Source organism: Shimia sp. Alg240-R146 (assembly GCF_947331465.1).
Taxonomy (GTDB): Bacteria; Pseudomonadota; Alphaproteobacteria; order Rhodobacterales; family Rhodobacteraceae; genus Shimia.
Window position 1 is genome coordinate 877,198 of sequence record NZ_CAMZOK010000001.1, and the last position, 21,528, is coordinate 898,725.

14 protein-coding genes are annotated in these 21,528 nt (G+C 55.9%); 11 read left to right on the forward strand and 3 right to left on the reverse strand.

The window, feature by feature from the left end; translation table 11 throughout:
* Window position 1 precedes the first annotated feature (1 nt).
* Window positions 2–1,801 (forward strand): ATP-binding protein, encoded by a 1,800-nt coding sequence (locus tag PG871_RS04220; protein WP_270726358.1) that lies wholly within the window; start codon window positions 2–4, stop codon window positions 1,799–1,801.
* Complete coding sequence (locus PG871_RS04225) at window positions 1,792–2,871, forward strand: extracellular solute-binding protein (RefSeq protein WP_270726361.1); 1,080 nt, start codon at window positions 1,792–1,794, stop codon at window positions 2,869–2,871. The genes PG871_RS04220 and PG871_RS04225 overlap by 10 nt, the downstream gene beginning before the upstream one ends.
* Window positions 2,872–2,908: 37 nt before the next feature.
* On the opposite strand, the gene PG871_RS04230 is transcribed toward PG871_RS04225, so the two are convergent.
* Window positions 2,909–4,063: a calcium-binding protein gene (locus tag PG871_RS04230; RefSeq protein WP_270726364.1), complete on the reverse strand. Its 1,155-nt coding sequence runs from the start codon at window positions 4,061–4,063 to the stop codon at window positions 2,909–2,911.
* A 499-nt stretch (window positions 4,064–4,562) separates the two neighbouring features.
* On the opposite strand from PG871_RS04230, the gene rplJ reads away from it, so the two are divergent.
* Both rplJ and rplL read left to right on the forward strand, forming a co-directional pair.
* A complete protein-coding gene (rplJ, locus tag PG871_RS04235; protein ID WP_270726366.1) occupies window positions 4,563–5,081 on the forward strand; it encodes a 50S ribosomal protein L10 in 519 nt (172 codons plus the stop codon).
* Between the two features lie 72 nt (window positions 5,082–5,153).
* Entirely contained in the window at window positions 5,154–5,531 is a 378-nt protein-coding gene (rplL, locus tag PG871_RS04240) for a 50S ribosomal protein L7/L12 (RefSeq protein WP_270726369.1), read from the forward strand.
* Between the two features lie 64 nt (window positions 5,532–5,595).
* Here rplL and PG871_RS04245 read toward each other — a convergent pair whose 3' ends face one another.
* Window positions 5,596–6,456, reverse strand: a complete 861-nt coding sequence (locus PG871_RS04245) for a hypothetical protein (protein WP_270726372.1) — start codon at window positions 6,454–6,456, stop codon at window positions 5,596–5,598.
* Between the two features lie 692 nt (window positions 6,457–7,148).
* Here PG871_RS04245 and rpoB point away from each other — a divergent pair.
* From rpoB to PG871_RS04265, 4 genes are all read left to right on the forward strand, one after another.
* Entirely contained in the window at window positions 7,149–11,285 is a 4,137-nt protein-coding gene (rpoB, locus tag PG871_RS04250; RefSeq protein ID WP_270726374.1) for a DNA-directed RNA polymerase subunit beta, read from the forward strand.
* A 52-nt stretch (window positions 11,286–11,337) separates the two neighbouring features.
* The gene (rpoC, locus tag PG871_RS04255) at window positions 11,338–15,585 is read left to right on the forward strand and encodes a DNA-directed RNA polymerase subunit beta' (protein WP_270726378.1); all 4,248 of its coding nucleotides are present in this window, start codon (window positions 11,338–11,340) and stop codon (window positions 15,583–15,585) included.
* A gap of 188 nt (window positions 15,586–15,773) precedes the next feature.
* The gene (locus PG871_RS04260) at window positions 15,774–16,223 is read left to right on the forward strand and encodes a DUF4265 domain-containing protein (RefSeq protein ID WP_270726380.1); all 450 of its coding nucleotides are present in this window, start codon (window positions 15,774–15,776) and stop codon (window positions 16,221–16,223) included.
* Between the two features lie 236 nt (window positions 16,224–16,459).
* Window positions 16,460–17,341 (forward strand): DMT family transporter, encoded by an 882-nt coding sequence (locus PG871_RS04265; protein WP_270728713.1) that lies wholly within the window; start codon window positions 16,460–16,462, stop codon window positions 17,339–17,341.
* Here the strand turns inward: PG871_RS04265 and PG871_RS04270 are convergent.
* Window positions 17,317–18,132 carry a putative rhamnosyl transferase gene (locus PG871_RS04270; protein ID WP_270726383.1) on the reverse strand — a complete coding sequence of 272 codons (816 nt, stop codon included), beginning with the start codon at window positions 18,130–18,132 and terminating at the stop codon, window positions 17,317–17,319. The two genes, PG871_RS04265 and PG871_RS04270, sit on opposite strands and share 25 nt — an antisense overlap.
* Before the next feature lie 393 nt (window positions 18,133–18,525).
* Here PG871_RS04270 and rpsL point away from each other — a divergent pair, with 393 nt between their 5' ends.
* Genes rpsL through fusA form a run of 3 tightly spaced genes read left to right on the forward strand, consistent with a single transcriptional unit; the run spans window position 18,526 to window position 21,522 of the window.
* Window positions 18,526–18,897: a 30S ribosomal protein S12 gene (gene rpsL, locus PG871_RS04275; protein ID WP_054000841.1), complete on the forward strand. Its 372-nt coding sequence runs from the start codon at window positions 18,526–18,528 to the stop codon at window positions 18,895–18,897.
* A gap of 15 nt (window positions 18,898–18,912) precedes the next feature.
* A complete protein-coding gene (rpsG, locus tag PG871_RS04280; RefSeq protein WP_270726409.1) occupies window positions 18,913–19,383 on the forward strand; it encodes a 30S ribosomal protein S7 in 471 nt (156 codons plus the stop codon).
* A 21-nt stretch (window positions 19,384–19,404) separates the two neighbouring features.
* The gene (gene fusA / locus PG871_RS04285) at window positions 19,405–21,522 is read left to right on the forward strand and encodes an elongation factor G (protein WP_270726411.1); all 2,118 of its coding nucleotides are present in this window, start codon (window positions 19,405–19,407) and stop codon (window positions 21,520–21,522) included.
* The last annotated feature ends 6 nt before the right edge of the window (window positions 21,523–21,528 follow it).

The following is a 21,528-nucleotide window of genomic DNA, read 5'->3' on the forward strand; positions in this document are numbered from 1 at the left end:
CTTGAGTATTCTGCTCATGGCAAGCATCGGCGCCTTCAGCATCTCGACGCTGGGCCAACGCGACGTGTCGGTGCGCTCGGCAAATGTGCGGGTCATGGACAAGGTTCTGGTAGCCGTTGCCGAAATGTCGGTGGCATTTGAACAAATCCGGATCAACCCGAAACTGCAGCGCTCCCAAGTGGAGCAGGGTCGGGTGTCGCGTGCGCTGCGCACTGCTCAGGAAGGGGCGTTCGAGATGGATACGGCCTTCAGGGCCGGGCTATACTCAGCGGAAGCGGAAAAGATCTTCCAGCAGATGACGCTGTCTCCGATCGACGAATTGCGGGATCTGTTCTTCCTTGCGGAGATTGTCGCGGATCCTGGTAATGACGCGGCCAAGGCGGCCAAAGCCGCCGCCTTGGCGGCAGACATCAGCAGGCAGCTGATCCCGGTTTTGCAGCGGGTCATCCAAGAAGAAATCAGTGCAATGGATCGGGCGAGCGACCGGCAGCTTTTGCTATCGATATTTGCGATTTTTGTGGCGTTGGCTGGCATTGGCGTGGTGATCGCCTTGGTTCTCTTGCCGATGGAAGAATTTATTGTCGCTAGTCAGGAAGAGATTGAGGCCAGCCGACAGGAAGCCCTGGCGGCGTCGGTGGCGAAATCACAGTTTCTGGCGACCATGAGCCATGAAATCCGCACCCCGTTGAATGGGGTTCTGGGGTTGAACCAAGTATTGCAGGACGGCGAAACAGATCCTGAACGCCGCCAGCTGTTGGCGCTGGCGGTGTCTAGCGGCCAGTCTTTGCTGCAAATCATCAATGACATTCTTGATCTGTCAAAGATCGAGGCGGGCAAGCTGGAGATGGAGCGCGGAGAGTTCGACGCAACTGCCTTGTGTCAGGACGTCGTTGATCTGTTCCGGGTGCAAGCTCAGGAAAAGGGCGTGGCCCTGCATTTGCAGGTGCCGGACGGATGCGATGCATTGCGTGTGTCGGGCTTTGCCAAAGAGACCCGCCAGATTGTTCTCAATCTTGTCAACAACGCCCTCAAGTTTACCGAAAGCGGGTCGGTCGGTGTGCATTTGGCCGAAGATCAGGACCCCGAAGATGGCGGGCAGTTGATGCGGATCGTGGTGTCAGACACGGGTATCGGCATTTCCAAGGACGCGCTGGATCGGGTTTTTATGCAGTTTGAGCAGGCGGATGCATCGACCACCACACGATTTGGCGGGACCGGTCTTGGCCTGTCGATTGTCAAACGGCTTGCCGAGGCGCTGGGCGGGAAGATTTCTGCGGAAAGCACAGAGGGCGAGGGCTCGACTTTTACAGTCGTTCTGCCGGTTCAGAAAGCAAAAGACCGTGCGCTGCCACGATCCGTTCCGCCGCGCCCCGAGCTTGATTTGGCGGGCACGCGCGTTCTGGTGGCTGATGATAATCGGGTGAATCAACTGGTCGCTCAAAAAATGCTCGAAAAACTTGGGTGCGAGGTCAGGGCCGCGCACGATGGTCTCGTCGCCGTCAAGCTGGAGCGGGAGTGGCGTCCTGACATCGTCCTGATGGATGTCCGGATGCCGGGCATGGATGGACTTGAGGCGACCCGACACATCCGGGAGGCGGCACAGGAGGCGGGCCGGATCGCGGTGTCGATCATCGGGTTGTCCGCCAACGCCCTGCAAGAACACCGACGCGCCGGGCTTGAGGCGGGGATGGACGGGTATCTGACCAAACCGTTGAAACGGGAGGCGTTGGAAGCCGAGCTGCGACGCCACCTGTCGATGATCGAAGTGAACAAAGAAAGCGAGAGTTCAAAATGCGCCTGAACGTAATGGCAATAACCTTGTGTGCCGCTGCTGTCTGTGCGCAGCAGTCGGTCGCGGAAACGTCCGAAGTTTGGTTTCTGAACTGGTCGGATTACATCGACCCGTCGGTCACAGAAAGCTTTAAGGCCGGACATGGGCAAAACGTCGAAATTGAACAATATGGCGAGGCCAATGTGGCCGAGTCCCGTCTGTCTGCCAAAGGCACAGGATATGATCTGGCGGTGATTTCTGCCGAGTCCGTTGCGCGGTTGGCAGAGACCGGCGCGCTGAAACGACTGGACATGTCTTTGGCGCCGAATACCGCGGCGTTGGACCGTGAATTGTGGGACCTCTTCCTGTCCTCAATGCCACAAGCGGGCGGATATGCTGTGCCTTACCTTTGGGGCACGACTGGCCTGGCGTTTGATCGCGAGGCTGTCGCGGAACGTCTGCCCGGTGTGGCGACGGACAGTTGGTCCTTGATTTTTGATCCGGAGAATGCCGCCAAACTGGCCGACTGCGGAATTGTGATTGCGGACTCAAGCGAAGAGGTTGTAGCCATCGCTTTGGCCTATCTCGGCAAAGATCCGCATTCGCGCGCGCCTGAAGACATCGATGCTGCGTTTGACGTTTTGGCGGGCATCGCGCCCTATGTCCGGTCGTTTGATTCCACTTTGTATGACGGCATCGGTAACGAAGAGATGTGCGCGGCGTTGTCATGGAGCACAGAGGCTTTGACGCCGATCATGGAAGAACTGACAGACCGCTTTGAGTTTGTTCTGCCCAAAGAAGGCGCGAACCTTTGGGTTGATGTGTTTGTCATGCCAGTTGACGCGCAAAACGAAACCGGGGCGATGCAGTTCCTCAACCATGTCATTTCGCCGAAGAACCTGACTCTGTCTGCCGTCTATAATTCGGGCGCGATTGCCGCACCGATTACCTTGGAGTTGGTGGATTGGGAGGCCTACGATGTGCCGGCTTTGACCTTGCCTCCAGAGGTGCGGGAAAACCTGTTCTTTGTGTCAGACCGCAGCATCGAACAGAAGCGCGCGCTGGAGCGCCGGTGGCGGTTGATGCAGGTCGGATTTTGAGCGGCAGACGCTTCTGGCGCAGCGCCATCTGAAAGGCCTAAAACAGAAAGGTCAGATCATCGAGCGTGGTCAGGGTTTCGCCCCAAATGAGAATGGATTGATCAGCGCTCACGGTGATCAGGAGGTTGCCGCCGACCGTTTGCGAGGCGGCAAGGACATCCGCTAGCGAGGCGAATTGCGAAAGACCGGAGAAATCCACCACATCCTGTCCCGTCACCGCTTGAATTGTGTCATGGCCGTCATCGTCGCGGAACACAAAGGTGTCGGCGTTTGCGCCACCGTGAAGAAAATCGTCACCCTGTCCTCCGGTCAGGGTGTCTTCGCCTCGGCCACCGAGCAGGCTGTCATTTCCGTCGTTGCCTGACAGGATGTCGTCGTCGTTCTCTCCGAGCAGGGTGTCGTTGCCGCGCCCGCCGCGCAAAATGTCGTTGCCGACAAACCCTTCAAGCAGGTCATTGTCAGCGCCGCCAAAGAGCGTGTCGTTGCCGTACCCGCCCAGCAGATGGTCGTCGCCCCTGTTGCCTTCCAGATAGTCATGCCCGACTTGCGGTGTGTGGCTGTAGGGGGGCACGTGGTCGCCTTCGATCCGGTCGTTGCCCGCACCGCCATAAAGCATGTCATCCCCGCTCCAGCCTTGAAGGGTGTCGTCGCCGCCGAGGCCGTAAAGACTGTCGTCACCTTCGCGACCATTGATGTCGTTGCCCGCCGCATTCCCGAACACCTGATCTGCGAACTCGGTGGCCAGCAGGTTCTCGATGCCGCGCAGCGTCACGGTGCCGAATTCGGTGACTTGCGCGCCGGTCAAGCGCAGATCCAGTGAGAGGCCTTGTGTGGCGATGCCCCGCACCAGGCTGAGAGTGTCGGATCCGCTGCCGCCAAAGAAAGATGACTGACCAAAATCCCAAACAATTGTGTCGTCGCCAGCCCCGCCATACACAACGTTGTTGCCGGTGCCGGGCGCAAGGAAGTCGTCACCGCCGCCGCCGTACAATGTGTCGTTGCCGGTTTCGCCAAAGAGCATGTCCAATCCGGCACCGCCGCGCAGCAGATCGTCGCCTTCGTCGCCGTGCAAACGGTCATTCCCGTTCATACCCCGCAACGTGTCGTCGCCCAAATAGCCGCGGATTATGTCTCCGAGGGGCGTGCCGGTCAGGGAGCTGTCATCAAAATCAGTGCCGCCAACAAAAGGCATATGTGCTTCCTTTTCGCGAATGCAGGCTTGGGGAAGATCAGAGAAAGTGCCGAAGAAATTGGGTGTCTTTGCTTGGAAATTTACGTGGTTTTGGCGTTTTCGGCAAGCATCACCGCTGTAGCGCGCAGCTGACACGACTGCAGAGCGGGTGATGCGCTGCACGGTTTTGGTTGCGTGCAAAGGCCAGCGGGCAGGCGATCAACCGTTTGGCATGGGATTTCGACCCTTGCCAAACGCACCGCATGGCTTTAAGCGGAGCCTGCCCACCCCTTGGGGAGTCGCGCAATCGATTCTTTTGGAGGTGGCCTGTCCAAGACGGAGGGTTCCTGCATACGCTGGAATAATTCCTTCCTGAGATGGGGTAAGAGACAAGTTTCCGAAGGTAACCTACCTTCGGGTGATCTTGGTTCCCAACCCAAAGTTTGGACCTGAACGCGCGCCCCGATTGGGGTGTTGCAAAACTGAGCCGGGGAGAAATCCCCAAATTTGGAGTGAAACTGTGGATAGAGCGCAAAAAGAGAAGGTGGTCGACGAGCTCGGCCAGATCTTTGAAGCCTCTGGCGTTGTAGTGGTTTCCCACTACGCGGGTCTCACGGTTGCTGACATGCAGGACCTTCGTGCACGCGCGCGTGACGCGGGTGGTGCTGTACGTGTTGCCAAAAACAAGCTCGCCAAGATCGCCCTCGAGGGTAAGCCGTGCGAAAGCATTGCTGATTATCTCGATGGTATGACCGTTCTGACCTATTCCGAGGACCCTGTGGCAGCAGCCAAGGTCGCCGAGGACTTTGCCAAGGAGAACAAAAAGTTCGAAATCCTTGGCGGGGCAATGGGTGAGAACGCTCTGGACCGTGCCGGTGTTACCGCAGTGTCTAAAATGCCTTCTCGCGAGGAGCTTATTGCTTCGATCGTGGGTTGCATTGGCGCACCTGCAAGCAACATCGCTGGTGCCATTGGCGCGCCTGCAAGCAACATCGCTTCCATCCTGTCTACCATCGAGGAAAAGGCAGAGGCGGCGTAAGCAACCCAGAAACCGCGTATGGGACTATTGCCCAACGTTGGAACACATACCTAGAAACGGAAAGAGTCTAAAATGGCTGATCTGAAAGCACTCGCGGAAAGCATCGTAGGTCTGACCCTGCTGGAAGCACAAGAACTGAAAACCATCCTCAAAGACGAGTATGGCATCGAGCCCGCCGCTGGCGGCGCAGTTGTAATGGCAGCTGGCGGCGACGCCGGTGGCGCAGCTGAAGAAGAAAAGACTGAATTCGACGTGATCCTGAAATCCGCAGGCGCATCGAAAATCAACGTCATCAAAGAAGTCCGCGCCATTACTGGCCTGGGCCTCAAAGAAGCTAAAGAATTGGTTGAAGCCGGCGGCAAAGCTGTCAAAGAAGGCGCTTCCAAGGACGAAGCTGAAGAGATCAAAGGCAAGCTGGAAGCAGCTGGCGCCGAGGTCGAAGTTAAGTAATTCGGTTTCTTGCCGAGTTATTGCAGGCGTCCCTTCGGGGGCGCCTGTTTTCGTTTGCGGTTCTTCAGTCGCAAAGCGGCAGCTCAAGCGGTGGCTGCTTGGGCAGGGACTGCCGCCATTGGTTGATAATCGGTTGCAGGGTGCGCTTGGGCCAGAACTTCGGAGTGCCGATCGCCTTCAGGCAGGCCTCGTTCCAGTAAAGTCCGGCGCGGGTTATCGAACGCCCTTTTTTGACTGCGTTCGCGATGGCGTTGATGTCTTGTGACGCAGGATAGATATACAGCGTGGTCGGGTTGTTCTCGGCAATTCCGAGAATTTGCTCGGTCGCGGGTTTGGACCACGTGGTGCAGCCGTTGCTGCGACCGGAGGTGTAGTCCACAAGCCGACCGAAAGGAACAAAGCCTTCGTCATCGGCATGTCTGCTTTGCGGCTTTTTCATCCGGCACTGCCAGCGCAGGAACATCGCGCGGTGCCCGCCGATGGCGCGTTCGCGGGCGTTGCTGGTCTCGCCTTCGCCGTCAAAGAGCAGGAAAGTGCGCAGCAGAGGTTTCGTGCGTGATCCGTTTTGGTAGTAACCCTTGAATGAGGTGCGGGACTCGGCGGTCACATAGGCGCCGCCTGCAGTGAGTTTCGATCCTTCGGCATTGCTGAAATTGCGGGCGCACTGCCGTCCGTTTGAGAAATTTGCGCGCTTTAGTTTGCGGCCGTTTCCATAGCCGGAGGACACTGCTTTGAATGTGCGGGAAGCCTCGCAAATCACATAAAACCGAGAGAGGGCTGCGCCGTTGGAGGCGGTGCTGGGCCGTGTGGCGTCCATCGCAAAATAACAGGCGTTTTTGATGGTCCCGTTTTGCACCTTCTCACGATAGAGGGTGCGCGCCCTGTTCAGGACGATTGGCGCAATTTGGTCAGTGCCGGTTCCCACGTGTTTTTGCAGCCAATTGGGGATGTCAGGCGAGGGAGTGGACGCGCTTGCCGGCGCGGCGAGGGTCGACGCGATCAGGAGCAGAGTGCGAAAGGAGCGACTGAGTGAGAAAACCATCAATACCGAAACCCGAAACATGAATACTGTGACCGTCTGTTGAGAGCTTGCACGAAATCGGCGGTGTGGGTCTAGGAGGATTTGGGTTCGTTTGATTCAAACCTGTTGATGGTGTGCCGGTGCTATCAGGCTTTCCCTCCGCCGAAAGAGACATGCGGTGATGGCGATCTTCGCGATTGGCAAATTAACCAAATGTCAAGTCCCAAGGGGTTGCACTCCATCGGGCTATTCATTATTCGGTAGTCTCTTGCGGTTTCGAGCGATTCGGGGCCGCTTTTGTCCTTTGTGGATTTTTTTGAACAGGCGGCGCGGTTTTCGGGGGAAATTGATCACCCGACAGGAAAGACAACGACAAACAATATAACACGTTTTCCAAGGTGGGACACCCCGGCTTGGCAAGCCTCTTGAGTGGCGCAAGTATGCGATAAACAAGAGGTTTTCCAAGGCAGGGATCAAAGATCGAGAGGCTCCGGTGGGACGGGGCCGAGAATGGATCTGATCCACGCCGTCACTGACGCGACGTGCCGGGGCCCGACGGCATGTTGTTGACGAGATATCGAAAGGTGACATTGACCATGGCTCAAAGCTTCCTTGGCCAGAAACGTCTACGTAAATATTACGGCAAAATCCGCGAAGTGCTGGAGATGCCAAACCTGATCGAAGTGCAGAAAAGCTCTTACGATCTTTTCCTGAAATCCGGCGAACTTGAGATCCCCACCGACGGTGAAGGCATCAAAGGTGTGTTCCAATCGGTCTTCCCGATCAAGGATTTCAACGAAACCAGCGTGCTGGAATTCGTCAACTACGAGCTGGAAAAGCCGAAGTACGACGTTGAGGAATGTCAGCAGCGCGACATGACCTACAGCGCGCCGCTGAAAGTCACTCTGCGTCTGATCGTGTTTGATGTGGACGAAGACACCGGTGCGAAATCGGTTAAAGACATCAAAGAGCAAGACGTGTTCATGGGCGATATGCCCCTGATGACGCAAAACGGGACGTTCGTTGTGAACGGCACCGAGCGTGTGATCGTTTCCCAGATGCACCGCTCGCCCGGCGTGTTCTTTGACCACGACAAAGGCAAAACCCACTCTTCGGGTAAACTGCTGTTTGCGTGCCGCATTATTCCCTATCGCGGTTCGTGGTTGGATTTTGAATTCGACGCCAAAGACATCGTCTTTGCCCGTATCGACCGTCGTCGTAAGCTGCCTGTGACCACCCTGCTTTATGCGCTGGGTCTGGACCAGGAAGGCATCATGGATGCCTATTATGACACCGTTGATTTCAAGCTCGACAAGAACAAAGGTTGGGTCACCAAGTTCTTCCCGGATCGTGTGCGCGGCACTCGTCCGACATTCGATCTTGTGGATGCGGCCACTGGTGAAGTGATCTGTGAAGCTGGCAAGAAAGTCACGCCTCGCGCGGTCAAGAAAATCATCGACGAAGGCAAGATCACCGAGCTTTCGGTTCCGTTTGAGCATATCGTTGGCAAGTTTGTCGCCAAGGACATCATCAACGAAGAAACCGGTGCGATCTATGTCGAAGCTGGTGACGAGCTGACGCTGGAATACGACAAAGACGGCGATCTGATCGGCGGCACAGCCAAGGAACTGGTGGACGCGGGCGTCACCGAGATTCCTGTGCTGGACATCGACAACATCAATGTCGGCCCTTACATGCGCAACACCATGGCGGCAGACAAAAACATGGGCCGCGACACCGCGCTCATGGACATCTACCGCGTGATGCGTCCGGGTGAGCCACCCACCGTTGAAGCGGCGTCTAACCTGTTTGACACTCTGTTCTTTGACAGCGAGCGTTATGACCTTTCCGCGGTTGGCCGCGTGAAAATGAACATGCGTCTGGCTCTGGATGCAGAAGACACACAGCGCACCCTGCGTAAGGAAGACATCATTTCCTGCATCAAGGCGCTGGTTGAGTTGCGTGACGGCAAGGGCGACATCGACGATATTGACCACCTCGGCAACCGTCGTGTGCGGTCCGTTGGTGAGCTGATGGAAAACCAGTACCGCGTGGGTCTGCTGCGTATGGAACGTGCGATCAAAGAGCGTATGAGCTCTGTTGAGATCGACACGGTCATGCCGCAGGATCTGATCAACGCGAAACCGGCTGCAGCCGCTGTGCGTGAATTCTTTGGCTCTTCGCAGCTGTCGCAGTTCATGGACCAAACCAACCCGCTTTCGGAAGTTACCCACAAACGCCGTCTTTCGGCGCTTGGCCCGGGTGGTCTGACACGTGAGCGTGCTGGCTTTGAGGTGCGCGACGTGCACCCGACCCACTATGGTCGGATGTGCCCGATTGAAACGCCGGAAGGTCCGAACATTGGTCTGATCAACTCGCTGGCGACATTTGCGCGCGTCAACAAGTATGGCTTCATCGAAACGCCTTATCGCGTTGTCAAAGACGCGAAAGTGACCGACGAAGTGCACTACATGTCGGCAACCGAGGAAATGCGCCACACAGTGGCGCAGGCCAACGCGTCGCTTGATGATGACGGCAAGTTCCAGAACGATCTGGTCTCGACCCGTCAGTCCGGTGACTACACTCTGGCGCCTAGCGAGAATGTTGACCTGATCGACGTGAGCCCGAAACAGCTGGTATCGGTTGCGGCTTCGCTTATTCCGTTCCTTGAAAATGACGATGCTAACCGGGCCTTGATGGGTTCGAACATGCAACGTCAGGCGGTTCCATTGCTGCGTGCGGAAGCACCGCTGGTTGGTACCGGTATCGAGGAAAAAGTGGCGATCGACTCTGGTGCGGCCATTCAGGCGAAACGCGCCGGTGTGATCGACCAAGTGGACGCACAGCGTATCGTTATCCGCGCCACATCCGACCTTGAGTTGGGTGACGCGGGCGTTGACATCTATCGTCTGCGCAAGTTCCAGCGGTCCAACCAAAACACCTGTATCAACCAGCGTCCGCTGGTGAAGGTGGGTGACACGGTTTCCAAGGGCGAAGTGGTTGCTGACGGTCCATCGACCGACATCGGCGAACTGGCTCTGGGTAAAAACGTGGTTGTCGCGTTTATGCCTTGGAACGGCTACAACTATGAAGACTCCATCCTGATCTCCGAGCGCATCGCGCGTGACGACGTGTTTACTTCGGTTCACATCGAAGAATTCGAAGTCGCCGCTCGTGACACGAAGCTTGGTCCAGAAGAAATCACTCGCGACATTCCAAACGTCGGTGAAGAAGCGCTGCGCAACCTCGATGAGGCCGGCATCGTTTACATCGGTGCGGACGTTGAGCCTGGTGACATTCTTGTTGGTAAGATCACGCCAAAAGGCGAAAGCCCGATGACACCGGAAGAAAAGCTTCTGCGTGCCATCTTTGGTGAGAAAGCCTCGGACGTGCGCGATACATCGCTGCGTGTGAAGCCGGGTGACTTTGGTACCGTTGTTGAAGTGCGCGTCTTTAACCGCCACGGTGTGGAAAAAGACGAACGTGCACTGCAGATCGAGCGTGAAGAGATCGAACGTCTGGCGCGTGACCGCGACGACGAACTCGCGATCCTTGACCGCAACATCTATGCGCGTCTCAAGGGCATGATCATGGGCAAGGTGGCTGTCAAAGGCCCCAAAGGCGTCAAGCCGAACTCGGACATCAACGACGAGTTGCTTAACAGCCTGTCCCGCGGTCAGTGGTGGCAGCTGGCATTGGCAGACGAAGCCGATGCGCAGGTTGTCGAAGCCCTGAACGAGCAGTACGAGATCCAGAAACGTGCGCTTGAGCACCGCTTTGAGGACAAAGTCGAGAAAGTCCGTCGTGGCGACGATCTGCCCCCAGGTGTGATGAAGATGGTCAAAGTCTTTATCGCCGTGAAGCGTAAGCTTCAGCCAGGTGACAAAATGGCCGGTCGTCACGGGAACAAAGGTGTTATTTCCAAGGTTGTGCCTATGGAAGACATGCCGTTCCTCGCAGACGGTACGCCGGTTGACTTCTGTTTGAACCCGCTTGGCGTTCCATCGCGTATGAACGTTGGTCAGATCCTTGAAACCCACATGGGTTGGGCCGCACGCGGTCTTGGCATCAAGATCGACGACGCTGTTCAGGAATACCGTCGTTCCGGCGACCTGACACCTGTGCGCGAAATGATGCGTCTGGCTTATGGCGAAGATGTCTATGAAGAAGGCATTGCCGACATGGACGAAGGTCAATTGATGGAAGCAGCGGGCAACGTAACCCGCGGTGTCCCGATTGCGACCCCGGTCTTTGACGGCGCCAAAGAAGGCGACGTGAACGACGCTCTGGTCCGTGCCGGGTTCTCTGAATCCGGTCAGTCGATCTTGTTTGATGGCCGCACCGGCGAGCAGTTTGCCCGCCCTGTGACCGTCGGCATCAAGTATCTGCTGAAACTGCACCACCTTGTGGACGACAAAATCCACGCGCGTTCCACCGGTCCGTACTCCTTGGTTACACAGCAGCCGCTGGGTGGTAAGGCACAGTTCGGTGGTCAGCGCTTCGGTGAGATGGAAGTCTGGGCTCTGGAAGCTTACGGCGCCGCTTATACACTGCAGGAAATGCTGACAGTGAAGTCGGATGACGTGGCAGGCCGGACCAAGGTCTATGAAAGCATCGTCAAAGGCGAAGACAACTTTGAAGCGGGCGTGCCGGAATCGTTTAACGTTCTGGTGAAAGAAGTCCGTGGTCTCGGCTTGAATATGGAACTCCTGGATACGGAGGGGGATGAGTGAGGGCGCAGCCTCTCACTCCCTTCCACTCTCCCCTAGAATTTGAGGTATCAAAATGAACCAGGAACTGACGAACAACCCGTTTAACCCGCTGACGCCACAAAAAGCGTTTGACGAGATCAAAGTCTCGCTGGCATCGCCAGAGCGGATCCTGTCGTGGTCTTACGGTGAGATCAAGAAGCCGGAAACCATCAACTATCGTACGTTCAAGCCTGAGCGTGACGGTCTGTTCTGTGCGCGTATCTTTGGCCCGATCAAAGACTACGAATGTCTGTGCGGCAAATATAAGCGCATGAAGTATCGCGGCGTTGTCTGCGAAAAATGTGGTGTTGAAGTTACGCTTCAGAAGGTGCGCCGTGAGCGCATGGGCCACATTGAGCTGGCCGCGCCAGTGGCACACATCTGGTTCCTCAAGTCGCTGCCATCGCGCATCGGCCTGATGCTGGATATGACACTGCGTGATCTGGAACGTGTTCTGTATTTCGAAAACTACGTTGTCATCGAGCCCGGTCTGACCGACCTGACTTACGGCCAGATGCTGACAGAAGAAGAATACATGGATGCGCAGGATGCGTATGGCATGGACGCCTTCACCGCCAACATCGGTGCTGAAGCGATCCGTGAGATGCTGTCCCAGATCGATCTGGAAGCCGAAGCAGAGCAGCTGCGTGCTGATCTGGCCGAAGCAACTGGTGAGCTGAAGCCCAAAAAGATCATCAAACGTCTGAAAGTGGTCGAAAGCTTCATCGAGTCCGGCAACCGTCCGGAGTGGATGATCCTGACCGTAATCCCTGTGATCCCGCCTGAGCTGCGCCCGCTGGTGCCGCTGGATGGTGGTCGTTTCGCGACGTCTGACCTCAACGATCTGTATCGTCGTGTGATCAACCGGAACAACCGTCTGAAGCGTCTGATCGAACTGCGTGCGCCTGATATCATCGTGCGTAACGAAAAGCGGATGCTGCAGGAATCTGTGGATGCGCTGTTTGACAACGGCCGTCGCGGTCGTGTGATCACTGGTGCCAACAAGCGTCCGCTGAAATCGCTCAGCGACATGCTGAAAGGTAAGCAGGGTCGTTTCCGTCAAAACCTTTTGGGTAAGCGCGTCGACTTCTCTGGCCGTTCGGTGATTGTGACCGGTCCTGAATTGAAACTGCATCAATGTGGTCTTCCTAAGAAGATGGCGTTGGAGCTGTTCAAACCGTTCATTTATTCGCGTCTTGAAGCCAAAGGTCTGTCTTCCACTGTGAAGCAAGCCAAAAAGCTGGTCGAAAAAGAGCGTCCCGAAGTTTGGGATATCTTGGACGAAGTGATCCGCGAACACCCTGTCATGCTGAACCGTGCGCCTACGTTGCACCGTCTTGGCATTCAGGCGTTTGAACCGGTTCTGATCGAAGGTAAGGCCATTCAGCTGCACCCCCTCGTGTGTTCCGCGTTTAACGCTGACTTTGACGGTGACCAAATGGCTGTACACGTGCCGCTCTCGCTGGAAGCCCAGCTGGAAGCGCGTGTTCTGATGATGTCCACGAACAACGTTCTGTCGCCAGCAAACGGCGCGCCGATCATTGTTCCTTCGCAGGATATGATCTTGGGCCTGTACTACACCACCATCATGCGCGACGGCATGAAGGGTGAAGGCATGGTCTTCTCGTCCATCGAAGAAGTTCAATACGCACTCGACAGCGGTACGGTGCACCTGCACGCCAAAGTTACCGCGCGTATTCCTCAGATCGATGAAAACGGTCTTGAGGTGATGGAGCGCGTTGAAACCACGCCAGGTCGTGTGCGTCTGGGCTCGCTTTTGCCTCAGAACAACAAGGCGCCGTTTGAGCTGGTGAACAAGCTCTTGCGGAAGAAAGACGTGCAGAACGTGATCGACACTGTCTATCGCTACTGCGGTCAGAAAGAGTCCGTGATCTTCTGTGACCAGATTATGACCATGGGCTTCCGTGAAGCATTCAAGGCTGGCATCTCGTTTGGTAAAGACGACATGGTTATCCCTGACGACAAATGGACGATCGTTGATGGCACACGCGATCAGGTGAAAGACTTTGAACAACAGTACATGGACGGCCTGATCACACAGGGCGAAAAGTACAACAAAGTTGTCGACGCCTGGAGCAAGTGTAACGACAAGGTCACTGACGCGATGATGGACACCATCTCGTCCGCGCAAACGGATGAAGATGGCTCTGAAGCGGAACCGAACTCGGTCTACATGATGGCGCACTCCGGTGCGCGTGGCTCGGTCACGCAGATGAAACAGCTGGGCGGTATGCGTGGCCTGATGGCCAAGCCAAACGGCGACATCATCGAGACACCGATCATCTCGAACTTTAAAGAAGGTCTGACCGTTCTTGAGTACTTCAACTCCACCCACGGTGCCCGTAAGGGTCTGTCGGATACGGCTTTGAAGACTGCGAACTCCGGTTATCTGACACGTCGTCTGGTGGACGTTGCTCAGGACTGCATCGTGCGTGCGCATGACTGTGGTACTGAAACTGCGATCACCGCCGAAGCAGCCGTGAATGACGGTGAGGTTGTTGCCTCGCTGGCAGAACGTGTGCTGGGTCGTGTGGCTGCTGAGGATATCCTCAAGCCAGGCACAGACGAAGTGGTTGTGGCCGAAGGTCAGTTGATCGACGAACGTATGGCTGACGCCATCGACGAAGCAGCGGTTCAATCCGCACGCATCCGCAGCCCGCTGACCTGTGAAGCGGAAGAGGGCGTTTGTGCAATGTGTTACGGTCGTGACCTTGCACGCGGCACCATGGTGAACACCGGCGAAGCTGTTGGTATCATCGCGGCGCAGTCGATTGGTGAACCCGGTACACAGCTGACGATGCGGACATTCCACATCGGCGGTGTTGCGCAGGGTGGCCAGCAGTCGTTCCTCGAAGCGAGCCAAGAAGGCAAAATCGTCTTTGAAAATGCGCAGATTCTTGAAAACGCAAATGGCGAGTTCCTCGTTATGGGCCGTGGCATGAAGCTGTTGATCATTGACGAAGCCGGCGAAGAGCGTGCGAACCACAAAGTTGGTTATGGCTCCAAGTTGTTTGTCAAAGACGGTCAGAAGATCGGCCGTGGCGACAAACTATTTGAATGGGACCCCTACACTCTGCCAATCCTTGCGGAGAAGACAGGTACCGCCAAATTCGTTGATCTTGTTTCGGGCATTGCTGTGCGGGACGAGACCGATGAAGCTACCGGTATGACACAGAAGATCGTTGTCGACTGGCGTGCGGCACCGAAGGGCAACGAGCTTAAGCCGGAAGTGATCCTTGTGGATGCTGACGGAGAGCCTGTGCGCAACGATGCGGGCAACCCTGTTCACTATCCGATGTCTGTGGATGCCATCCTGTCCATCGAAGAAGGTCAGGACGTGAAGGCGGGTGACGTTGTTGCGCGTATTCCACGTGAAGGCGCCAAGACCAAGGACATCACCGGTGGTCTGCCGCGTGTTGCGGAACTGTTCGAAGCCCGTCGTCCGAAAGATCACGCGATCATCGCCGAAATCGATGGTTACGTGCGCTTTGGCCGCGACTACAAGAACAAGCGTCGCATCGCGATTGAACCTTCGGATGAGAGCATGGAGCCCGTCGAATACATGGTGCCCAAAGGCAAGCACATTCCTGTTCAGGAAGGTGATTTTGTCCAGAAGGGTGATTACATCATGGACGGTAACCCGGCACCGCACGACATCCTGTCCATCATGGGTGTAGAAGCGTTGGCGGACTACATGATCGACGAAGTTCAGGACGTGTATCGTCTGCAGGGCGTGAAGATCAACGACAAGCACATCGAAGTGATCGTGCGCCAAATGTTGCAGAAATGGGAGATCCAGGACTCTGGTGAAACCACGTTGCTCAAGGGCGAACACGTTGAGAAAGCCGAGTATGACGCTGCCAACGAGAAGGCGCTGGCCGAAGGCCGTCGCCCTGCTCAGGGTGAGCCGATCCTGCTTGGTATCACCAAGGCGTCGTTGCAGACACGTTCGTTCATCTCCGCGGCATCGTTCCAGGAAACCACCCGCGTTCTTACCGAAGCCTCTGTGCAGGGTAAGAAAGACAAGCTGGTTGGTCTCAAGGAAAACGTCATCGTGGGTCGCTTGATCCCGGCGGGTACTGGTGGGGCGACACAGCATGTGCGCTCCATCGCGTCCGAGCGGGACAACGTGGTCATCGAGGCCCGTCGCGAGGAGGCAGAAGCCGCCGCCGCGCTGGCAGCCCCGGTTGAAGACGTTCAGGCCGACGACGTGTTTGACAGCGGTCTGGTGGAAACTCCGGAAAGCCGCGAACTCGACTAAGTCGACCTAGCGGTTTGAGAATTGAGAAAGGCCTCCGGCGCAGCGTCGGGGGCCTTTTTTTGTTTTGGTGAGGGTGTTTTGTGTAGAAAAGTGGCCGTACGGTACGCAACCGACACTTAAACGCTGTTTCCAAAATGGTTTTCCGATTTTCATGGAGCCAGCAGTTTTCGGAAGCAGAGGAGAGCCAATTGGATAAGGTAACCATTGAGCTAGAAACAGGCACTTGGCATGGTCATTCCAGCGAGAGTGTCTGGGCTATTTCGCTAGGCGACGGTCTCTTTAGAGTCGAAAACTCACCGTTCTTTGCGCGCGGCATTTCCTATGGCGACATTGTGCATGCCGAGCAAAAAGAAGGTGCTAATGTGTTCGTAAGAATCGTGATTTCTTCCGGTAGATCAACATACCGTATCATAATCGGGGAAAACGCAACCGATGCCCAAATCGAGCGTTTTTGGAGACCTCTGGAGGCTGAGGGATGCACCTATGAGAGTGGCGAATTCGGCTACACTATGTATTCGGTGGATGTACCGAAAGACACCAATGTGCAGAGGGTTTTCTCGCTTCTGAATGAAGGGCTTTTGCACAAAGTATGGGATTTTGAAGAAGGGCATTACGGTCACGCAGAACAATCGCCTTGATGCCGATGCTTGGAGTTCAAAAAAATACAATTAGGATACGACAGGTAGCGTAAAACTGTTAGTGACCGGAAACGAATGCCGATACCCTCAATAAGAAATTTCGCAGCCAGTGCAGCGTGGCAGCGTGATCCGAACACTCTGAACTCCCCTCGAATTGCTCACATCCCCTTGGCAATCGCCTAAGCCGAGCGTAGCGTCGCGCGGTTGGCTTTGGCGGAGGGCTTTGCGTGGCGGTTTTGACGGATAACACCAAAGGCGCGCTGTTGATGATGTGTTCGATGGCGGCGTTCACGTTCAACGACACTTGCGTGAAATTGCTTGGTCCCGAAGTTCCGCTGTTTCAGATGCTGTTTTTGCGCGGTGTGGCGTCGAGCCTGATGATCTGGGGATTGGCGCGGGCCTTGGGCGCTTTGCGCTGGCGGATTCCGCGGCGGGATTGGGGGCTGGTGGCCCTGCGCACCTGTGCCGAGATCGGCGCGGCTTATTTCTTTATCACCGCGCTTTACCACATGCCGATCGCCAATGTGACGGCGGTTTTGCAGGTGTTGCCATTGACCGTCACGTTGGGCGGCGCGCTGTTGTTTGGTGAGGCCGTGGGCTGGCGGCGGATGTCGGCCATTCTTGCGGGCTTTTTGGGCATGCTCTTGATCGTCAGGCCGGGGCCGGAAGGATTTGATCTTTATGCCGGATACGCTCTGGCGGCCGTGTTCTTTGTGACCGTGAGGGACCTATCGACACGACGGATGTCGGCAGAGGTGCCGTCGATGACGGTGACGCTGGTTGCGTCGCTCGGCGTGATGCTGTTTGCCGGTGTCGCAAGCCTTGGCACAGATTGGGTGCCATTGAATTTGCGCCAGATTGCGTTGATCGGCGGCGCGTCAGTGTTCATCCTTGGCGGATATCTGTTTTCGGTCATGGTGATGCGGGTCGGCGAAGTGTCGTTCATCGCGCCGTTCCGCTATACGGGGCTGTTGTGGGCGTTGCTGCTGGGATTGGTGGTCTTTGGCAACTGGCCGGATCCCGTCACCTTTCTGGGCTGCCTAATCGTTGTCGGGGCAGGGGTGTTCACCTTGCTGCGCGGCCGGAAGTTGGCTCAGGAGAACAGCGCGCGGACGTGATCCGCGTCGATGTTAAACACCCGCTTGAAATGGGCTTCGTCTTCGGCGTCCAGAATTGGCAAGGTCAGTGGCTTGGCGTTTCTCTGACGGCTGTCGTTAAAGTCATTGTGGCCACGAATGAACATGTCTTCGCCGGCAAAGCTGACGATGGGCATGAATTTTCCCATTTTTGAGTGCCCGAAGTTCAGAATGGTGATGTCGGACTTCGGACTGACCGTCATGGCCAGCGCGGCAGTCCAAAGATGTTCCATGGTGGGTTTGCCGCTGATGCCATCTGGACCGGCACTGGCGATGTAGCCTTGCGAAAAGTCGATCGCGACGTGTTTGTTCTTACGAATGAGCGTGTGCACCTCGTTCACCCGCTCTCGCAGGCGTTCGACAAAGCGGATGTTGACCGCGTCATCGTCATCCATGCGAAATTGCAGGCAGTGATCCTTGCTGTCGCGCCGCACGGCATTGATTGCGACCTTCATGATGTCGCGGTGCGGCTCGGGCGGGTAGGCCGCGATAACAGCTTGCGGAATGTCGGCCAGGGCCGCTTCGAGGCGTTTGCGATACACGTCGGGCATCTGATCGCCAATGATCACAAGGAAGGTAAAATCTGGATCTGTCTGCGCACGCAGGGGCGGTAAAGTGAAGGCTTCAAAGATGCGAAACCGCTCTTCCATGCGGGTTGGATCGTAAAGGAACGCCATGCGCTCTTCGGGGGTTTCATGCTCAACTTGAAAGCCGCCTAAAGCGGGATAGGAAAAGCGGCAAACGCCGATCACTTGCATGTCCTTGCTGTCCATCGCAAAGGCCCCGTGGTATCGTCGGAAATGAACAAAGCGCGTTCTGCGCTCGTGTGGATTATCTTGTCATTGCGCGAAACCGGACGCAACCGGACAGGGTGGCAGGTATGTGATCAACAACCGTCGCATAGGCCCTGTTGACAACGGACCCGACTCCCCATATATCGCGCCCATCCGGCATTGGGTTAAGTGATCCCTAAGCCGTTTCATATCTGTAGTGGTCAAGTTCCGGTCTACTTTGAAGGCCGCAACCTCTGAGACTCCACCGCGTCGTTTGCCTCGGAATGGAAACGATTGCGGTTTTTGCGCTTGTGTTTTCACAAGTTGCGAGAAAATCGAAGCCGCGTGGGGTTCGCCCCGCGCATGAGTGAAAGCAAACGGGAAAGAGACCCTATGCCAACGATTCAGCAGCTGATCCGCAAACCGCGTCAGCCCAAAATCAAGCGCTCGAAGTCGCAGCACCTCGAGCAATGCCCGCAAAAGCGCGGCGTATGTACCCGCGTGTACACAACCACACCTAAGAAACCGAACTCCGCTATGCGTAAAGTTGCGAAGGTACGCCTGACCAACGGTTACGAAGTGATTTCGTATATCCCGGGTGAAAGCCACAACCTTCAGGAGCACTCTGTGGTTCTGATCCGTGGCGGTCGTGTAAAAGACCTTCCGGGTGTCCGTTACCACATCCTGCGTGGTGTTTTGGATACCCAAGGCGTCAAAGACCGTAAGCAACGTCGTTCGAAGTACGGCGCCAAGCGTCCCAAGTAAGAAGGAGAGGCTGAGATGTCACGTCGTCACGCCGCTGAAAAACGCGAAATCTTGCCTGACGCCAAATTTGGCGACAAGGTACTGAGCAAATTCATGAACAACCTGATGATCGACGGTAAAAAGTCGGTCGCCGAAAAGATCGTTTACAACGCGCTGGATCGCGTTGAAGACAAGATCAAACGTGCGCCAGTCGAAGTGTTCCACGAAGCACTGGACAACATCAAACCATCGGTCGAAGTTCGTTCGCGCCGTGTGGGTGGTGCCACCTATCAGGTTCCGGTTGAAGTACGCCCTGAGCGTCGCGAAGCACTGGCCATTCGTTGGCTGATCACTGCTTCTCGCAACCGCAACGAAAACACCATGGAAGAGCGCCTTGCAGGTGAGCTTCTGGACGCTGTGAACTCGCGCGGTACCGCTGTTAAGAAACGCGAAGACACGCACAAAATGGCCGAGGCAAACAAAGCCTTCAGCCACTATCGTTGGTAATTTCCAGAGGACATTAGACCAATGGCACGCGAATATCCCCTCGACCGCTACCGTAACTTCGGGATCATGGCTCACATCGATGCAGGTAAAACCACCTGTTCGGAGCGGATCCTGTTTTACACGGGTAAGTCCCACAACATCGGCGAAGTTCACGACGGCGCTGCAACCATGGACCACATGGAGCAGGAGCAGGAACGTGGCATCACCATCACTTCGGCTGCGACCACCACTTTCTGGGAACGCACCGAAGACGGTGAGACTGCGGATTCTGAAAAGTTCCGCATGAACATCATCGACACCCCCGGCCACGTTGACTTCACCATTGAAGTTGAGCGTTCGCTGGCGGTTCTCGATGGTGCTGTCTGTGTTCTGGACGCCAACGCTGGCGTTGAGCCCCAGACAGAGACTGTTTGGCGCCAAGCTGACCGCTACAAAGTTCCACGTATGGTTTTTGTCAACAAAATGGACAAAATCGGCGCGGACTTCTTTAACTGCGTTCACATGATCGAAGACCGGACTGGCGCGACTGCTGTGCCTGTTGGCATTCCAATCGGTGCAGAAACCGAGCTGGAAGGTCTGCTGGACCTCGTGACCATGGAAGAATGGCTGTGGCAGGGTGAAGACCTTGGTGCGTCGTGGATCAAAGCACCGATCCGCGAAAGCCTGCAGGACATGGCCAACGAATGGCGTGGCAAAATGATCGAAGCGGCCGTCGAAATGGACGACGACGCGATGATGGAATACCTGGAAGGCAACGAGCCTGACGTGCCAACCCTGCGCGCATTGCTGCGCAAAGGCACACTGGAAATGGCATTCGTGCCAGTTCTGGGCGGCTCTGCGTTCAAAAACAAAGGTGTTCAGCCTCTGCTTAACGCTGTAATCGACTATCTGCCCAGCCCGCTGGATGTTGTTGATTACATGGGCTTTAAACCCGGCGATGATGACGAAGTTCGTGATATTGCACGTCGTGCAGATGACGAAATGGCGTTCTCGGCTCTGGCGTTTAAAATCTGGAACGACCCCTTTGTTGGCTCGCTGACCTTTACCCGTATTTACTCCGGTAAAATCGAAAAGGGCGACAGCTTCCTGAACTCGACCAAAGGCAAAAAAGAGCGCGTTGGCCGCATGATGATCATGCACTCCAACGACCGAGATGAAATCAGCGAAGCATTCGCAGGTGACATTATCGCTCTGGGCGGCCTGAAAGACACCACAACCGGTGATACGCTTTGCGCGATCAACGATCCTGTGGTTCTGGAAACAATGACGTTCCCCGATCCTGTGATCGAGATCGCTGTTGAGCCTAAGACCAAAGGCGACCAAGAGAAAATGTCGACTGGCCTGCAACGTCTGGCCGCCGAAGACCCCTCCTTCCGTGTGGAAACTGACATCGAAAGCGGTCAGACCATCATGAAAGGCATGGGCGAACTTCACCTCGACATCCTCGTGGACCGTCTGCGTCGTGAGTTCAAAGTGGAAGCCAACATTGGTGCCCCACAGGTTGCTTACCGCGAGACCATCGGTCACGAAGTCGAGCACAGCTATACCCACAAGAAACAATCTGGTGGGTCTGGTCAGTACGGCGAAGTGAAGTTGTTGATCTCTCCAACAGAGCCGGGCGAAGGGTATTCCTTTGAGTCCAAAATTGTTGGTGGTTCGGTTCCCAAAGAATACATCCCGGGTGTTGAAAAAGGCATCAAATCGGTCATGGACAGCGGCCCTCTGGCTGGCTTCCCTGTGATCGACTTCAAAGTTCAGTTGCTTGACGGTAAGTTCCACGACGTGGACTCAAGCATTCTGGCCTTTGAAATTGCGGGTCGTATGTGCATGCGTGAAGGCATGCGTCTTGCGGGTGCAAAACTGCTTGAGCCAATCATGAAAGTCGAAGTGATCACACCGGAAGAATACACCGGTGGCATCATTGGTGACCTTACCTCCCGTCGTGGGCAGGTGTCCGGTCAGGAACCACGCGGCAACGCTGTTGCAATCGACGCATTTGTGCCACTGGCCAACATGTTCGGTTACATCAACACGCTGCGTTCCATGAGCTCGGGCCGCGCCCAGTTCACCATGCAGTTTGACCACTACGATCCGGTTCCGCACAACATCTCGGAAGAGATCCAAGCGAAATACGCATAACGAAAT

What these genes read in the sequence shown, in the direction of transcription:
- PG871_RS04225 (WP_270726361.1), top strand. Translation starts at nt 1,792, where the DNA reads ATGCGCCTGAACGTAATGGCAATAACCTTGTGTGCCGCTGCTGTCTGT.
- PG871_RS04230 (WP_270726364.1), bottom strand. Translation starts at nt 4,063, where the DNA reads ATGCCTTTTGTTGGCGGCACTGATTTTGATGACAGCTCCCTGACCGGC.
- rplL (WP_270726369.1), top strand. Translation starts at nt 5,154, where the DNA reads ATGGCTGATCTGAAAGCACTCGCGGAAAGCATCGTAGGTCTGACCCTG.
- rpoB (WP_270726374.1), top strand. Translation starts at nt 7,149, where the DNA reads ATGGCTCAAAGCTTCCTTGGCCAGAAACGTCTACGTAAATATTACGGC.
- rpoC (WP_270726378.1), top strand. Translation starts at nt 11,338, where the DNA reads ATGAACCAGGAACTGACGAACAACCCGTTTAACCCGCTGACGCCACAA.
- PG871_RS04270 (WP_270726383.1), bottom strand. Translation starts at nt 18,132, where the DNA reads ATGGACAGCAAGGACATGCAAGTGATCGGCGTTTGCCGCTTTTCCTAT.
- rpsL (WP_054000841.1), top strand. Translation starts at nt 18,526, where the DNA reads ATGCCAACGATTCAGCAGCTGATCCGCAAACCGCGTCAGCCCAAAATC.
- rpsG (WP_270726409.1), top strand. Translation starts at nt 18,913, where the DNA reads ATGTCACGTCGTCACGCCGCTGAAAAACGCGAAATCTTGCCTGACGCC.
- fusA (WP_270726411.1), top strand. Translation starts at nt 19,405, where the DNA reads ATGGCACGCGAATATCCCCTCGACCGCTACCGTAACTTCGGGATCATG.